This window comes from Janthinobacterium sp. GW821-FHT03C10 (assembly GCF_059420865.1).
The window spans coordinates 1-16,328 of record NZ_JBWKUN010000012.1 but is presented as its reverse complement, the minus strand read 5'-3'; the positions used below and the strand labels follow the sequence as shown (position 1 = coordinate 16,328).

Sequence of the window (16,328 nt, the reverse complement as noted above, 5' to 3'; positions counted from 1 at the left end):
AGACGAGATGTTGTACGCTGATGCAACCCGGCGGGAAAGGCACGCCGCCGGCGGCCTGCGCATCTTCAAGTGGTCATTATGTCGACAAAAAAACCGATCAAGCACTACCTCCAGTTCTCCGATTTCACGTTGGAAGAGTACGAATATGTGATCGAACGCGCCCATCTGATCAAGCGCAAGTTCAAGAATTACGAAATCTACCATCCACTGATCGACCGCACCCTGGTGATGGTCTTTGAAAAGAACTCCACCCGCACGCGCCTGTCGTTCGAAGCGGGCATGCATCAGCTGGGCGGCGCCGCCATCTACCTGAACACGCGCGACTCCCAGCTGGGCCGCGGCGAGCCGGTGGAAGACGCGGGCCAGGTCATGTCGCGCATGTGCGACATCATCATGGTGCGCACCTTCGGCCAGGACATCATCGAGCGTTTCGCCGCCAATTCGCGCGTGCCGGTGATCAATGGCCTGACGAATGAACACCACCCCTGCCAGGTCTTTGCCGATATCTTCACCTACATCGAACACCGCGGCTCGATCGCCGGCAAGGTCGTCGCCTGGATCGGCGACGCCAACAACATGCTGTACTCGTGGCTGCAGGCGGCCGAAGTGTTCGGCTTCCACGTCAACGTCTCGACGCCGAAGGGCTACGACATCGACCTGTCGCAAGTCAAGACCGAGCGCTACACCTTCTTCGCCGACCCGTCCGACGCCTGCGCAGGCGCGCACCTGGTGAACACGGACGTGTGGACCAGCATGGGCTATGAAGCGGAAAACGCGGCCCGTATCGCCGCCTTCGACGGCTGGATCGTCGATGGCGCGAAGATGGCCCGCGCCGCGCCCGACGCGCTGTTCATGCACTGCCTGCCCGCCCACCGCGGCGAGGAAGTGGCCGCCGAAGTGATCGACGGCCCCCAGTCGGTGGTGTGGGACGAGGCGGAAAACCGCTTGCACGTGCAAAAAGCGCTGATCGAATACCTGTTACTCGGTAAAATCCACTAATTCGCCTGGCACTGCATAAAACCTGGCAGCATCGCAATACATACATCGACAACGACAACTGGAAGCAATATGAGCGACATTAAAAAAGTAGTCCTGGCCTATTCCGGCGGACTCGACACCTCCGTCATCCTGAAATGGCTGCAAGATAACTACCAGTGCGAAATCGTCACCTTCACGGCCGACCTGGGCCAGGGCGAAGAACTGGAACCGGCGCGCGCCAAGGCCATCAAGTTCGGCATCAAGCCGGAAAACATCCATATCGAAGACGTGCGCGAAGAATTCGTGCGCGATTTCGTCTTCCCGATGTTCCGCGCCAACACCGTCTACGAAGGCGAATACCTGCTGGGCACCTCGATCGCCCGTCCGCTGATCGCCAAGCGCCTGATCGAAATCGCCAACGCCACGGGCGCCGACGCCATCTCGCACGGCGCCACCGGCAAGGGCAACGACCAGGTGCGTTTCGAACTGGGCGCCTACGCCCTGAAGCCAGGCGTGAAGATCATCGCCCCATGGCGCGAGTGGGATCTGCTGTCGCGCGAAAAACTGCTGAAGTACGCGGAAGACGCCGGCATCGAAATCGACATGAAGCACAAGAACGGCGGCGCGCCGTACTCGATGGATGCCAACTTGCTGCACATCAGCTTTGAAGGCCGCCACCTGGAAAACCCGAGCGCCGAAGCGGAAGAAACGATGTGGCGCTGGACCGTCAGCCCTGAAAAGGCGCCGGACGAAGCGGAATACCTGGACATCGAATACGAAAAAGGCGACATCGTCGCCATCAACGGCGTGCGCATGTCGCCCGCCACCGTGCTGGCCGAACTGAACAAGGTTGGCGGCAAGCATGGCGTGGGCCGCCTGGACCTGGTGGAAAACCGCTACGTCGGCATGAAGTCGCGCGGCTGCTATGAAACCCCGGGCGGCACCATCATGCTCAAGGCCCACCGCGCCATCGAATCGATCACCCTGGACCGCGAAGTGGCCCACCTGAAAGATGACCTGATGCCGCGCTACGCGTCGATGATCTACAACGGCTACTGGTGGGCGCCCGAGCGCGTGGCCCTGCAAACCCTGATCGACCACACGCAGGAAACCGTGAACGGCTGGGTACGCATCAAGCTGTACAAGGGCAATGTCATCGTCGTCTCGCGCGACTCGAAGACCGATTCGCTGTTCGATATGAACATCGCCACCTTCGACGAAGACGGCGGCGCCTACAACCAGGCCGACGCCGGCGGTTTCATCAAGCTGAACGCCTTGCGCATGCGCATCGCCGCCATCGCCCGCGAAAAACGGGGCCAGAAGTAATTGCTGGCAGGGAGGCACCGCCTCCCGCGCCCGCCGAAAGCCGCCCACGGGCGGCTTTTTTACGTTTGAAACGCACTCGGCCACGATTTACGGCCCTGCACGCGCCCCATTTTGCTGTCCGCATGGCAAAATGCTACAGTGCAATTTAGAGCACCTAACATAACCTACTGCGCGTCGCGATTTGCGGCCTGCGATGCTCACTGTGCATGCGCACAGTTGCGCTTCTCAGCCGCAACTCGCTGCCGCTCGCTACGGTTCTGTTAGGCGCTCTTAGTCGAAAACTTCCCGCTTCCGGAGCCACCATGTTCAAAGACCTGAGTATCAAGAATAAACTGTACCTGGGCTTCGGCTCCATCGTGGCCATCATCCTGATCCTGCTGGGCGTGGCCTACAACAGCTTTGCGCGCCTGTCCGAGGCCAATGCATGGGACCGCCATACGATGGAAGTGCTGGTCGAGATCGACAAGATTCACAATTCCATCCTGCAAATCCAGGTGGAGGCGCGCGGTTTCATCCTGACCGGCAGCGAAGCCTCGCTGACGCCGGAAACCGATGAAACAGGGGTGTTGAGCCAGCACACGCAAAAAGCCATCGCCATGACGGTCGACAACAAGGTGCAGTCGGAACGCTTCCGCAAGATCGACCAGCTGACCAGCACCTGGGTCAAGGAGTGGATCCATCCCCTGATCGAGAAGCGCCGCGCGCTGGGCAATGCGCCGGGCGCCACGGAAGCGGTGGCGCGCACCATGCCGCCGACCGGCTACCCGGCCGTCGCGCAAGCGAACAAGCTGCTCGACGAAGTGGCGGCGGAAGAATCGCGCCTGTTGGCAGAGCGCACGGCCACCACGGCAAAATTGCAGGAAACCATGATGCTGACCCTGGCCCTGGGCGGCCTGCTGTGCGTGGTGCTGGCGCTGGGCATTTCCTACCTGCTGGGCCGTACCATCCTCGGCCCGCTGAACAGCCTGACGGACGCCGTCGGGCGCATCGCCGGCGGCGAGCAAAGCGCACGCGCCGCCATCCTCTCGCGCGACGAACTGGGCAAGGTGACGGAAGAGTTCAACCGCATGGCGCAAACCATCCAGGACAACCAGGCCAACGAACTGGCCGCGACGAATAGCTTGCGGGCCAAGGTCGATTCCTTGCTGGAAGTGGTGTCCAAGGCGGCCTCGGGCGACCTGACGGGCAAGGTCGGCATCACGGGCAGCGACGCTATCGGCCAGCTGGGCAACGGCCTGGCGAAGATGTTCGAAAACCTGCGCAGCCTGCTCAACAATGTGCAAAAGGCCGGCATCCAGGTGACGACGTCCGCCACGGAAATCGCCGCCTCGGCGCGCCAGCAGGAAGCCACGGGCATTGAGCAAGCGCAAACGAGCGTGGAAATCCTCAGCACCACCAAGGAAATCTCGGCCAACACGAGCCAGTTGCTCAAAACCATGGAAGACGCCACCGCCGTGGCCGACTACACGACGAATGCGACGGCCGAAGCGCAGAATAACCTCAAGCGCATGGATTCGACCATGCAGCACATGGTTTCGGCCACCGATTCCATCAACGCTAAGCTGGCCGCCCTGTCGGAAAAGGCCAGCAATATCAATAGCGTACTGATCACCATCACGAAAGTGGCGGACCAGACCAACATCCTGTCGCTGAACGCCGCCATCGAGGCGGAAAAGGCGGGCGAGGCGGGCCGCGGCTTTTCCGTGGTGGCGACGGAAATCCGCCGCCTGGCGGACCAGACCTCCGTTTCCACCTGGGATATCGAGCAAATGCTCAAGGAAATGCAGTCGGCCGTGTCCGCCAGCGTGATGGGCATGGATAAATTCTCGGAAGAAATTCGCCGCAGCGTGGGCGAGGTACGCCAGGTGGCCGAGCAGCTGTCGTCCGTGATGGACCAGGTACAGAAACTCACGCCGCAATTCGACGCCGTGCTGCAAGGCATGCAGTCGCAAGCGATCGGCGCCTCGCAGATCTCCGACACCATGATGCAGCTCAACGACGCCACCCAGCAGACGGTGGAGTCATTAAAAGCCACCAGCGAAGCGGTGCACCAGCTGCAATATGCGGCGGGCGACCTGCAGTCGAGCGTGTCGACCTTCGCCGTCACCATCTGATCCCATGAAAGTGCTGCTCTTTCACATCGGACGCGACCGCTACGGCCTGCCCCTGGCCGGCATCGTGCGCGTCCTGCCGCTGCTGGAGCTGAAACAGTTGCCGCTCACGCCAGACTACGTGGCCGGCCTGATGGACTTGCACGGCACGCCCGTGCCCGTGATCGACCTGTCGCGCCTGGCAGGGCTGCCGGCCGCCGCCGCGCAGTTCGACACGCGCATCGTCATCGTCGACTACCGCGCGCCAGGCGGCGCCACGCACACGCTGGGCTTGCTCGCTTCGCAGGTGCGCGGCATCGCCGATATCGACCCGCAAGGGCTTGAAGACAGCGGCGTGGCGACGGCGCCCTTCCTGGGCCAGGTGGCCAGCGATGCCGACGGCATCGTGCAGCTGGTCGAGCTGGAACACCTGCTGCCGCCGGACGTGCGCGCGCTGCTGTTTCAAGACGCGAGCGCGGCATGACGGCGCAAGCCCTGCTGCGCCGCGCGACCGGCCTGTCGGTGTCCAAATCCGTGGCCGAGCGGGCCGTCAACCAGCGCATGGAGCAGACGGGCTTCAGCGATAGCGAAGCCTATCTGCAGGCGCTCACGCCGGCTGAAATGACGCAATTGATCGAGCTGGTGGTGGTGCCCGAATCGTGGCTGTTCCGCGATCCGCAGGCGTTCTACGCCACCGTCGAACTGGTGCAGGAACGCTGGGTCCGGGGGCGTGCCACGCGCATCCTGTCGATTCCGTGCGCGGGCGGCGAGGAACCGTATTCGATGGCCATGGCGCTGCGCGACGGCGGCGTGCCGAAACAGGCGTTCAGCATCGACGCGTATGACCTGAGCCCCGGCTGCATCGAGCGGGCGCAGGCCGGCGTGTACGGCCGCAACGCCTTCCGCGCGCAGGACGTGGCCTTCCGCGAGCGCTATTTCACGCACGTGGCCGACGACGCCTACCGCATCATCGACTCCCTGCGCGAACAGGTGACCTTCAGACAGGGCAACCTGCTGCAGTTCGATACCGCCACCTACAGCCGCCACTACGACGTCATCTTCTGCCGCAACCTGCTGATCTACTTCGACAAGCCGACCACGCGCGCCGCCATCGCCAATCTGTCCGCCCTGCTGGCCGACGACGGCATGCTGCTGGCCGGCTATGCGGAAGTGCCCTCGTTCTGCCAGAACGGCTTTGCGCCGCTGCAGTTCCGCCAGGCCTTCGCCTTGAAAAAGGAAACGGCGGCGCCGGCCGGCCCCGCGCAGGTGGCGCCGCTGCCTGCCGCGCGTCCCCTGCGCAGCGTGCCGCCCGCGCCAGGGCGCGCCCCGGCAGCCCCCTCTTCCGCCGCGCCCGTCCCGGCGGCGCCGCGCACGCGCCCCGTGTCCGTGCCGTCGCCCGCGCCGGCACCGGCCGCGCCAGCCGATTTGCTGGCCGAGGCGCGCCTGCTGGCCGACCGCGGCCAGTTGCGCGAGGCCGGAGAGAAATGCCACGCCCACCTGGCGAGAGTTCCCGAGGCGGCGGAAGCGTATTTCATGCTGGGTATCATCAATGAACTGGCCGGCAAGATGGACCTGGCCGACGACTACTGGCGCCGCTGCATCTACCTGCAGCCCGACCATTACGAGGCGCTGTGCCATCTGGCCCTGCTGGCCGAACGCAATGGCAACCACACGGCCGCCGCCACCCTGAAGGCGCGCGCGGCGCGCATCTACCAGCGCCGCCAGGCGTCCAACTAAGGGGCACGCATGACAACCACCATCGCCAGCGAGACTCTGGAAACCATCGACGACTGCTGGAACCATATCGGCGTGGCCGGCGACCAGAGCTGCCCCAGACTGCCCGCCAACGTGCATTGCCGCAACTGCGACGTGTACGCGGGCGCCGCCCAGCGCAACCTGCAGCGGCCCGTGGACGCACACTACCAGCGCGACTGGGCCAGCCACTTCCGCCAGATCGATGCGGGCGGCGAAGTGCGCGACAGCTCGGCGCTGGTGTTTCGCATCGGCCGCGAATGGCTGGCGCTGCCCACGCGCGTGTTCGACGCCGTAGCGCCGCAAGCCAGGCCGCACGTGCTGCCGCACCGCGGCGGGCGCGGCCTGTCCGGCATCGTCAATATCGGCGGCAAGCTGTATCCATGCATGTCGCTGGCGCACCTGCTGGGCATCGACGAACAGGGCGCGCCGCCGGCCAAGGGCCGCCACACGTTCGCGCGCCTGCTGCTGCTGCGCTGGGAAGAACAGGCTTACGCCCTGCCCGTGGCCGACCTGCACGGCATCGTGCGCTATGCGTCGGGCGCCGTGCAGGCGCCGGCGGCCACCATCAACAAGGGCCTGTCGCGCTTTCTGTCCGGCGTCATCACCGAGGGCGACATGCGCATCGGCTGCCTCGACACGGCGCTGATCGGCTTTCAACTTGCGAGACTACTACGATGAGCCAGGACCAGCACGGCGACCTGAGTGCCTTTTCCATGCTGGACCTGTTCCGCATGGAGGCGGACAGCCAGACCCAGATTCTCACCGACGGCTTGCTGGCCATGGAGCGCCATGCGGGCGACGCGGCGGCCGTCGAGGCGATGATGCGCGCGGCGCACTCGATCAAGGGCGCCGCGGCCATCGTCGGCCTGCAAGTGGTGGTGCAGCTGGCGCACGGCATGGAAGACAGCTTTGTCGCCGCCCAGCATGGCCGATTGAAACTCACGCCGGAACGGGTCGACGTGCTGCTGTCGGGCGTCGACCTGATCGTGCAGCTGTCGCGCCTGGACGACGCGGGCGCCGAAGCGTGGCTGGCCGCCAACGCGGCGCAGATCGACCAGACCCTGAACGCCATCGCCGGCATCGCCGAACTGCCCGAATTGCCTGCGCTGCCCTCGGCGCCGGCCCCCATGCCGGCGCCGGCAGCGGCACCCTTGTCGCAGGAAGCGGCCGAGCCGCAGCCTCCCGTGGCCAGCGGCCTGGCGGGCGAGGAGCCTGAGTCGACGGCCGCGCCTGCGCCGCGTTCGGGTGCCGCACCGGCCAAGGCGGCGGCGCAAAACTTCGACAAACTGCTGTCGCTGGCCAGCGAATCGCGCATCAATGCGCACCAGATGCACCCGTTCGTCGGCGCCCTGCAGCGCTTCAAGCGCAACCAGAGCAGCCTGTTTTCCGCCATCGAGCACCTGCACGAAGCCATCGCCCGTTCGGCCGACCCGAGCCTGATGGAAAAGTCCTTGCTGGCGCTGCAAAAGACGCAGCCCCTGAAGCAGTTCATGCTCGAGCACATCGCCGACATCGAAACCTATGAGCGGCGTCTGCTGGCCGTCTCGCAAGGTATGGTCGACGAAGTGCTGGCCCTGCGCATGCGTCCTTTCCGCGACGGCATCCACGCGTTTCCCCGCATGGTGCGCGACCTGGCGCGCAGTCTGGGCAAGGAAGTGCAGCTGGAGATCGACGGCGAGGACACCCTGGTCGACCGCGACATCCTGGCGAAGATCGAAAGCCCGCTGAACCACATGCTGAGAAATGCCATCGACCATGGCATGGAAGGCCCGTACGAGCGCATCGACGCGGGCAAGGAAGCGCTGGGCACGATACGCATGGAAGCGCGCCACCGCGCCGGCATGCTGAGCATCGAGATCAGCGACGACGGGCGCGGCGTCGACCTGGAAAAAATCCGCCAGTCCGTCATCGAGCGCAAGATGGCCAGCCCCGCCATGGCCGCCGCGCTGTCGCCGGGCGAGCTGCTGGAGTTTTTGTTCTTGCCCGCCTTCAGCCTGAAGGCGACGGCCAATCAATTGTCCGGACGCGGCGTGGGCCTCGACATCGTGCACGAGACGATACGCCAGCAAAACGGCACGGTGCGCCTGGAGTCGGAGCCGGGCCGCGGTTTCCGCGCCCTGATTACCCTGCCGCTGACGCAGTCGATCGTGCGCGCGCTGGTGGTCGACGTGTACGGCGAAGCCTACGCCATCCCCATCGTCAAGGTGGAAAGCGTGGTGCGCGTGCCGCAAGCGGCCATCCATACCCTGGAAAACAAGCAGTTCTTTGAACTCAAGGGCGAACATCTGGGCCTGGTGTCGGCGGCGCAGGTGCTGGAGCTGGGCGAAGCGGCCAGCCAGGCAGAGGACTTGCCGGTGGTGGTGATCGGCCGCGGCAAGCAAAGCTATGCGCTGGTGGTCGACGCCATCCGCGGCGAGCAAAGCCTAGCGGTGCAGGCCATCGATCCGATCTTCGGCAAGATGCGCGACATTTCCGCCGCCGCCCTGCTCGACGACGGCGAACCGGTGCTGATCCTCGACGTGCCCGATCTGCTGCTGTCGATCGACAAGCTGCTGCACGAAGGCGGCTTGCACCAGCTGGCGCAGGCGGGCCACGCGCAGCAGCGCCGCGCCAAGCGCATCCTCGTCGTCGACGATTCGCTGACGGTGCGCGAGATGGAGCGCAAGCTGCTGCTGGCGCGCGGTTTCGAGGTCGACGTGGCCATCGACGGCATCGACGGCTGGAACGTGGTGCGCAGCGGCGAGTACGATCTGGTGGTCACCGACGTGGACATGCCGCGCATGGACGGCATCGAACTGGTCTCGCTGATCAAGAAGGACCTGCACCTGCACAAGCTGCCGGTGATGATCGTCTCGTACAAGGACCGCCCGGAAGACCGCGCGCGCGGCCTGTCCGCCGGCGCCGATTATTATCTGACCAAAGGCAGCTTCCACGACGAGACCTTGCTCGACGCGGTGGCCGACCTGATAGGAGATGCCCGCTTATGAGCTGTCATTCATGAAAATTGCCATTGCCAACGATGTCGCCATGGCCGCCGAGGCCCTGCGCCGGGTGGTCGCCAGTACGCAGGAACACCAGGTGCTGTGGATCGCCCGCACGGGACTCGAAGCCGTGCGCATGTGCGAGGGCAACCGCCCCGACCTGATCCTGATGGACCTGAACATGCCGGAGATGGATGGCGTGGAAGCGACGCGCCTGATCATGGAGCAAAGTCCGTGCGCCATCCTCGTCGTCACGGGCCGCCCGCAGGACAATGTCAACCAGGTCTTCCGCGCGCTGGGCGCGGGCGCGCTCGACGTCACGGCCACGCCGGTGCTGCAGGGGGAAGTGGGCGGCGACAGCGAACTGCTGGCCAAGATCAAGACCATCGGCAAGCTGATACGCCACAGCGCCGAGGCACCGCCGCCGCGCCCGGCGAACGGCAATGGCGGCGAACGGGGCGACGGCCAGGTATCGACCCTGGTGGCCATCGGCGCCTCGACGGGCGGGCCGTCAGCGGTAGCCAAGGTGCTGTCCGGCTGGACGGCGCCGCCCGGCTGCGCCATCGTGGTGGTGCAGCATATCGATGAAACCTTCGCCTCGCACTTCGCCAAATGGCTGGACGACCAGCTCAGCATGCCCGTGCGCGTGATCGCCGAAGGCGACGAACTGGTGTCCGGCACGGTGCTGATCGCCAAGACCAATGATCACCTGCTGCTAGATCAAAATTATCGTTTGGGTTACGATGCAGCACCGCGCGACTATGTTTACCGCCCGTCCGTCGATGTCTTCTTCAACTGCGTGGCGCAGCACTGGCGCGGCGACGCCATCGGCGTTTTGCTCACAGGCATGGGGCGCGACGGCGGCGATGGCTTGCTGGCCATGCGCCGCGCAGGCAAGACGACGATCGCGCAAGACCAGGCCAGCAGCGCCGTGTACGGCATGCCGCGCGCGGCGGCTGAACTCGATGCGGCGCAGCAAATCCTGCCATTGGATAGAATAGGCGCCAGCCTGCGCGGCCGCCTGGGCGCCAAACTCAACAATGGGTGGGAGCCCTCCCCCTAACATCTGAAAAGAATGCAATGCCAGAATTCTCCTCCAGCTTCACCCAGCATGAGCCCGCATTGACCGAATTCAAGGTCAGCGTGCTGCTGGTGGACGACCAGTTGATCATTGCCGAGGCAGTCCGGCGCATGCTCAGCGACCAGCAGGATATCGAATTTCATTATGTGACCGACGCCACGCAGGCGCTGGACACGGCGCTGCGTTTGCAACCGACCGTCATCCTGCAAGACCTGGTGATGCCGGGCATCGACGGCTTCGCCCTGATCCAGCTGTACCGCGAAAACCAGGCGCTCGCGCACGTGCCGGTGATCGTGATGTCGGCCAAGGACGACCCGAAACTGAAGGCCCACAGCTTTGCCGTCGGCGCCAACGATTATGTGGTGAAACTGCCGGACCGCCTGGAGCTGCTGGCGCGCATACGCTACCATTCCAACGCGCACATCAGCCGCCTGCAGCGCGACCAGGCTTTTCGTTTCCTGCGCGAAAGCCAAAAGAACTTGGCGGACGCGAACATTGAATTGCAGAAACTGGCCGCCCTCGATGGCTTGACGGGCATCGCCAACCGCCGCCGCTTCGATGAAACCTTGCATTTCGAATGGCAGCGGGGCCAGCGCGACAAGGCGCCGCTGAGTCTGCTGTTCTGCGATATCGACCATTTTAAAAGCTATAACGACCATTTCGGCCACCTGGCGGGCGACCTGTGCCTGAAAAAAGTTGCCGCGGTGCTCACGGAACATTTGAAACGCCCGGCCGACCTGGCCGCCCGCTACGGGGGAGAGGAATTCGCCCTGATCCTGCCGGAAACGGAAGCGGCCGGCGCACTGCTGATCGCCGAAGCATGCCGGCGCCATCTGGAAGGCTTGCAGATCGAAAACCCGGCGGCAGGCACGGGCATCGTCACCATCTCGATCGGCGTGGCCACCGTCGTGCCTTCGCCGGACTCGACGGTCGAGCAACTGATCAACCGCGCCGACCAGGCCCTGTACGCGGCCAAGCGCGGCGGACGCAACAGCGTGCTGAGCGCCGATGACGTCCGGGACTGATTTTTAACAGCAAGGAAAGTGAAGCATGAGCACACAACTGGACAATGTCAGCGTCGTCAAGAAGTCGAATATCTACTTTGACGGCAAATGCGTCTCGCACAACGTCATCCTGGCCGATGGCACGAAGAAAAGCGTGGGCGTGATTTTCGCGTCATCGCTGCGCTTCAACACGGGCGCCCCGGAGACCATGGAAATCGTCAGCGGCCTGTGCAAGGTGCGCCTGGCCGACGCGACGGAGTGGAACAGCTATGGCGCGGGCACGGAATTCAAAATCCCGGGCAATAGCTATTTTGATATCGAGACCATCGAAACCGTCGATTACGTCTGCCACTTTGGCTGATCCGCGCAGAGAAAACGTCCATGGCTGCGCTGCGCTGCCCTGAACATTTTTCAAGCGTGGATTTAATCAAGATCAAACAAACACAGGCTCGGGCGACAGGCGCACGCCATATTTCGCCTCTACATCATCCTGTATCGCTTCCGCCAGCCGGGTAATGTCCGCGCCACGAGCGCCGCCATTATTCACCAGAACCAGCGCCTGCTTGGGATACACTCCCGCGGGCCCCAGGTTTTTCCCCTTCCAGCCGCACTGATCTATCAACCAGCCGGCCGCCAGCTTTTCCGTGCCATCGGGCTGCGCATGATGCACCAAGGTGGGAAAGCGTTCCAGCAAGGCAAGACATTGCTCCCGTGACACCACGGGATTCTTGAAGAAGCTGCCCGCATTGCCGATCACGGCCGGGTCCGGCAATTTTCGCCGACGGATCGCCATCACCGTTTCAGCCACCTGTTGTGCTGTCGGTTCGGCAAGATTGCGCTCGGCCACGGCCTGCGCCAGTTCCGCATAGCGCAAGTTCGGCCGCCACTCGGCGGGCAAGGCAAACGTCACTTCCAGCACGATCAGCTCGCGGCCTTCCGCCTGCTTGAAGATGCTGTCGCGGTAAGCGAAGCGGCAGGCGTCGCGGTCCATGTCGAAGACGATGCCGCTGGCGCTGTGCATGACGCTCACCTTATGCAGATAATCCTTGATTTCAACGCCGTACGCGCCAATATTCTGGATAGGCGCCGCGCCCACCGTGCCGGGAATCAATGACAGGTTTTCCAGCCCGCCCACGCCTTGCGCCAGGGTCCACTGCACAAAATCGTGCCAGTTTTCGCCGGCCGCGGCCGTGACGAGTATCGTCTCGAAGTCCGCCTGCGCCAGGCGCATGCCGCGCGTGGCCATGTGCAGCACGGCGCCGGGAAAGTCGCCCGTCAGCACGATGTTGCTGCCGCCGCCCAGTATCAGGCGCGGCATGGCGGACAGGGCCGGATCCTGCAGCGCGGCCTGCAGCTGGGCCTGCGAAGTGATGCGTACGTAAGCGGCCGCGTTGGCCATGATGCCGAAGGTATTCAGGCGCTGGAGGGAGTAATTGTGTTCGATGGTGAGCTCTGCAGACATGAGATAGGGAAATTTTGCTCGATTATAGAGCGAAAGCGACAAAAAACCACCTCAGGACAAGGGCGACTTGCCCGTTGTCCGTTAAAATGTCGCATCTTTAACAGGGCCGCCCCATGGCGCAGAATCAGCCGCCAAGGCCCAGCGCGCCGAGCGCGCGCTCGCTTTAACAAGAAAAGGAACAGACCATGCCGTCATTTGATGTAGTCTCCGAAGCCGATATGATCGAAGTCAAGAATGCCGTCGAGCAATCCAACAAGGAAATCACGACCCGCTTCGACTTCAAGGGCAGCGACGCCCGCGTCGAACACAAGGAAAACGAATTGACCGCGTTTGCGGACTCGGAATTCCAGCTCAGCCAGGTACGCGACGTGCTGACGAACAAATTGACCAAACGCAAGGTCGATGTGCGCTTCCTCGACGAAGGCGACATCAAGAAGATCGGCGGCGACAAGGTCAAGCAGATCATCAAGATCAAGAATGGCATCGAATCGGATGATGCCAAGAAAATCGTGCGCGTCATCAAGGACAGCAAGATGAAAGTGCAAGCGAGCATCCAGGGCGAAGCCGTGCGCGTCACGGGCGCCAAGCGCGACGACCTGCAGGCGGCCATGGCCATGCTGCGCAAGGACGTGCCCGACATGCCGCTGGAATTTAACAACTTCCGCGATTAATTTCGATGATGCGCACGCTCCGGCCTGCGTTCGCGCGGCATGGCGGCAAGCTCTGCCTCAGAGCGCCTGCCCGCTTGGGGTAGAATTGAAGCTGCGCACAGCTACATGCGCCCGCACGCCCGACCGGCTGCGGGCTTGACCGTACATCTGGCTCAGTGATAACCACGGTAGTCTAAGGATAGCAATGAAACGTGTTGATGATTTCCGCCTGCGATTTGGCAAAAAAGAATATGTGCCCATCATGATAGGCGGAATGGGTGTGGATATTTCCACGTCGGAGCTGGCCCTGGAAGCGGCCCGGCTGAACGGTATTGGGCATATCTCCGATGCCATGGTGGAAGACGTGTCGGATCGCCGTTTCGACACCACCTTCGTCAAAGACAAGACGAAACTGTACAAATTCAACATCAATAACAGCGACAAGGCCGTGGTCCAGTTCGATCTGGGCCGCCTGGCGGAAGCGCAGCGTCTGCACATCGGCCGCACCATGGAAGCGAAAAAGGGCGATGGCTTGATCTTCGTCAATTGCATGGAAAAGCTGACCATGAACGGCCCCCGCGAAACCTTGCGCGTGCGCCTGAATGCGGCGCTGGACGCGGGCATCGACGGCATCACCCTGTCCGCCGGTCTGCACTTCGGCTCGTTCGCCCTGATGGCCGACCATCCACGTTTCCGTGACGCCAAGCTGGGCATCATCGTCTCGTCCGTGCGCGCCTTGCAGATTTTCCTGCGCAAAAACGCCAAGCTGGACCGTTTGCCCGACTTCATCATCGTCGAAGGACCATTGGCAGGCGGCCACCTGGGTTTCGGCATGGACTGGGCCAATTACGACCTGCACACGATCACGGCGGAACTGCTGGCCTACCTGAAGGCGGAACAGCTGGACATCCCGCTGATCGCCGCCGGCGGCATCTTCACGGGCAGCGACGCCGTCTCCTTCCTGGAAGCGGGCGCGGCCGGCGTGCAAGTGGCGACGCGCTTTACCGTCACCAAGGAATGCGGCTTGCCGAACAAGGTCAAGCAGGAATATTACAAGGCCTCGGAAGAAGACATCATCGTCAACGGCGTCTCGCCGACCGGCTACCCGATGCGCATGCTGAAGAACACGCCCGCCATCGGCGCCGGCATCCGTCCAGGCTGTGAATCGTATGGCTACCTGCTCGATGCGACGGGCAACTGCGCGTACATCAACTCGTACAACCGCGAAGTGGCTGCCCATCCGGAACAGAAAACCGTCGTCGTGATGGACAAGACTTGCCTGTGCACCCACATGCGCAACTTCAACTGCTGGACTTGCGGCCATTACACGTATCGCCTGAAGGACACGACGCATAAACTGGACAACGGCGAATACCAGATCCTGACGGCCGAACACGTCTTCAAGGATTACCAGTTCAGTGTCGACAACCAGATCGCCCTGCCGGAAAAAGAAATCCAGCTACCTGGCTGAAGATTACCAGCCTGAAATGAAAATGGCGCAGCCTGCGAAGGCTGCGCCATTTTTTTATGCCTGGCGTATTGCCAGCAGTTGCCCGTCCATCTCGGCAAACAATGGCCGCCGCGATATTTCTTGCTGCAGGCACGCCTCCTGCAAGGCCTGCATGGCCGGCAAGGGCGTCGCACAATGCGCAACCAGCTCGCCCAACAGCACGCCAAAGGCCCGCGCCTCTATACCCTGCAGCAAGTCCCCCTGCGGTGAGCCGGGCGCAAACATGGACGCCGCGCCAAAGTCGCCCAGCAGGCAGCCGCCGGCGTCCGCATGCAGGATGTTGTGTGCATACAGATCGCCATGCACGATGCCGCGCGCATGCAGCTGGCGCACGGCCGAGGCGATGCCGTGGGCAATGGCCAGGACTTGTGATGCGTCAAAGCACACGCCATCGGCATACACGTCGCGCGTGCATGATGACAGGCTGGGCGGCCCTGCCAGGTTGCGGTAGGCAACATCGATCAGCGGCATGACGAGTCCCAGCGCCCCTTGCGGATGCGCATCGAGCGTCCCGAGGATGGGAATCAGGCCCGGATGGGCGCCGGCCCCGACACAAGCCGCCATTTCGCTGCGCGGCAAGCCGTCGCTGGTCATCGCCCCCTTGAACACTTTGACGGCAACATCCTCAACACCATCGAGGCGGGCGCGGTAAATCACGCCCGACGCGCCCTCGCCCAGCTGTTGCGCCAGTTCCAGGCGCTGCCACGCCACGCCCGCAGCCTCCGTAGCAGCCAGGGCCGCCAGTTCCGGCGCCTCCGTGCAGGGATTGCCCGCATACGCGAGCCAGCCCAGACGCGGCAAGGCCAGCAGGCAGTCGGGCAGCGCCGTGAAGCGGTTGGCGGCGATGCGCACCAGTTCCAGCCGGCGGCAATTGGCCAAGCTGGCGGGCAAGTGGCTCAGGCAATTTCCCGCCAACATGAGTTTCTGTAGTTGTCCGCACTTGCCCAGTTCATCCGGCAGGCACTCGATGGCGTTATCGGTCAGGGTCAGCCAGCGCAACTTGGGTGGCAAGGCGGTGGCGGGTACGTGGCGAATCCGGTTCGCCTTGAAACCGATCATTTCCAGCGCAGGACAAGCACCGAGCACGGCCGGCAAGGTGGTGAACAGGTTATCGGAGCAAAAAATGATGCGCAGCTTGTGCAGGCGCGGCAGCTCGTCGGGCAGCGAAGACAGCGCGTTGCCGGACAAGTCGAGGATTTCCAGGCTGTCGGCCAGCTCGAAGATTTCGCGGGGGAATGCCGTCAAGCCGCACGACAGCTTCAGGCGGCGCACGCCGGCCAGTTGGCCAGCACGTAATTGCTCCAGTGTATGCACAGCAGACAAGATATCCCTTTCAAAAACCCGGCAATCGCTGGCCTAGATAAAAGCCGCGGACGTAAAAAAACCCCCACCGGATCACCGATGGGGGTTTTTTCGAATAACAAGCCTGACGATAACCTACTTTCACACTGGTTGCAGCACTATCATCGGCGCAAAGTTGTTTCACGGTCC

14 protein-coding genes are annotated in these 16,328 nt (G+C 63.2%); 12 read left to right on the top strand and 2 right to left on the bottom strand.

Annotated features, from left to right (window positions below; genetic code table 11):
• Positions 1-78: 78 nt before the first annotated feature.
• From argF to ppnP, 10 genes are all read left to right on the top strand, one after another.
• Positions 79-999, top strand: a complete 921-nt coding sequence (gene argF, locus AC07VH_RS28290; protein WP_475417737.1) for an ornithine carbamoyltransferase — start codon at positions 79-81, stop codon at positions 997-999.
• A gap of 69 nt (positions 1,000-1,068) precedes the next feature.
• Entirely contained in the window at positions 1,069-2,304 is a 1,236-nt protein-coding gene (locus tag AC07VH_RS28285) for an argininosuccinate synthase (protein ID WP_034759383.1), read from the top strand.
• A gap of 302 nt (positions 2,305-2,606) precedes the next feature.
• Positions 2,607-4,418 (top strand): methyl-accepting chemotaxis protein, encoded by a 1,812-nt coding sequence (locus AC07VH_RS28280; protein ID WP_475417736.1) that lies wholly within the window; start codon positions 2,607-2,609, stop codon positions 4,416-4,418.
• Between the two features lie 4 nt (positions 4,419-4,422).
• Complete coding sequence (locus tag AC07VH_RS28275) at positions 4,423-4,878, top strand: chemotaxis protein CheW (RefSeq protein WP_475417735.1); 456 nt, start codon at positions 4,423-4,425, stop codon at positions 4,876-4,878.
• Positions 4,875-6,131 (top strand): CheR family methyltransferase, encoded by a 1,257-nt coding sequence (locus AC07VH_RS28270; RefSeq protein ID WP_494789326.1) that lies wholly within the window; start codon positions 4,875-4,877, stop codon positions 6,129-6,131. The genes AC07VH_RS28275 and AC07VH_RS28270 overlap by 4 nt, the downstream gene beginning before the upstream one ends.
• A 9-nt stretch (positions 6,132-6,140) precedes the next feature.
• Positions 6,141-6,827, top strand: coding sequence for a chemotaxis protein CheW (locus AC07VH_RS28265; RefSeq protein WP_475417733.1), 687 nt, complete (start codon positions 6,141-6,143; stop codon positions 6,825-6,827).
• Complete coding sequence (locus AC07VH_RS28260) at positions 6,824-9,136, top strand: hybrid sensor histidine kinase/response regulator (protein ID WP_494789325.1); 2,313 nt, start codon at positions 6,824-6,826, stop codon at positions 9,134-9,136. Before AC07VH_RS28265 ends, AC07VH_RS28260 begins: the two co-directional genes overlap by 4 nt.
• Before the next feature lie 10 nt (positions 9,137-9,146).
• Complete coding sequence (gene cheB / locus AC07VH_RS28255; RefSeq protein ID WP_494789324.1) at positions 9,147-10,193, top strand: chemotaxis-specific protein-glutamate methyltransferase CheB; 1,047 nt, start codon at positions 9,147-9,149, stop codon at positions 10,191-10,193.
• Positions 10,194-10,210: 17 nt separating this feature from the next.
• On the top strand, positions 10,211-11,236 hold the full coding sequence (locus AC07VH_RS28250; protein ID WP_475417730.1) for a diguanylate cyclase: 1,026 nt from the start codon (positions 10,211-10,213) through the stop codon (positions 11,234-11,236).
• A gap of 25 nt (positions 11,237-11,261) precedes the next feature.
• Entirely contained in the window at positions 11,262-11,576 is a 315-nt protein-coding gene (ppnP, locus tag AC07VH_RS28245) for a pyrimidine/purine nucleoside phosphorylase (RefSeq protein ID WP_494789323.1), read from the top strand.
• Positions 11,577-11,648: 72 nt separating this feature from the next.
• Here the strand turns inward: ppnP and murB are convergent, their stop codons facing one another.
• Entirely contained in the window at positions 11,649-12,677 is a 1,029-nt protein-coding gene (gene murB, locus AC07VH_RS28240) for a UDP-N-acetylmuramate dehydrogenase (RefSeq protein WP_494789322.1), read from the bottom strand.
• Positions 12,678-12,862: 185 nt separating this feature from the next.
• Between murB and AC07VH_RS28235 the strand changes: the two genes are divergently transcribed.
• Positions 12,863-13,348, top strand: coding sequence for a YajQ family cyclic di-GMP-binding protein (locus AC07VH_RS28235; protein WP_034759416.1), 486 nt, complete (start codon positions 12,863-12,865; stop codon positions 13,346-13,348).
• Between the two features lie 184 nt (positions 13,349-13,532).
• A complete protein-coding gene (locus AC07VH_RS28230) occupies positions 13,533-14,798 on the top strand; it encodes a nitronate monooxygenase (RefSeq protein ID WP_475417727.1) in 1,266 nt (421 codons plus the stop codon).
• 54 nt (positions 14,799-14,852) lie between these two features.
• Here AC07VH_RS28230 and AC07VH_RS28225 read toward each other — a convergent pair whose 3' ends face one another.
• Positions 14,853-16,151 (bottom strand): leucine-rich repeat-containing protein kinase family protein, encoded by a 1,299-nt coding sequence (locus tag AC07VH_RS28225; protein ID WP_494789372.1) that lies wholly within the window; start codon positions 16,149-16,151, stop codon positions 14,853-14,855.
• Positions 16,152-16,328 lie beyond the last annotated feature (177 nt).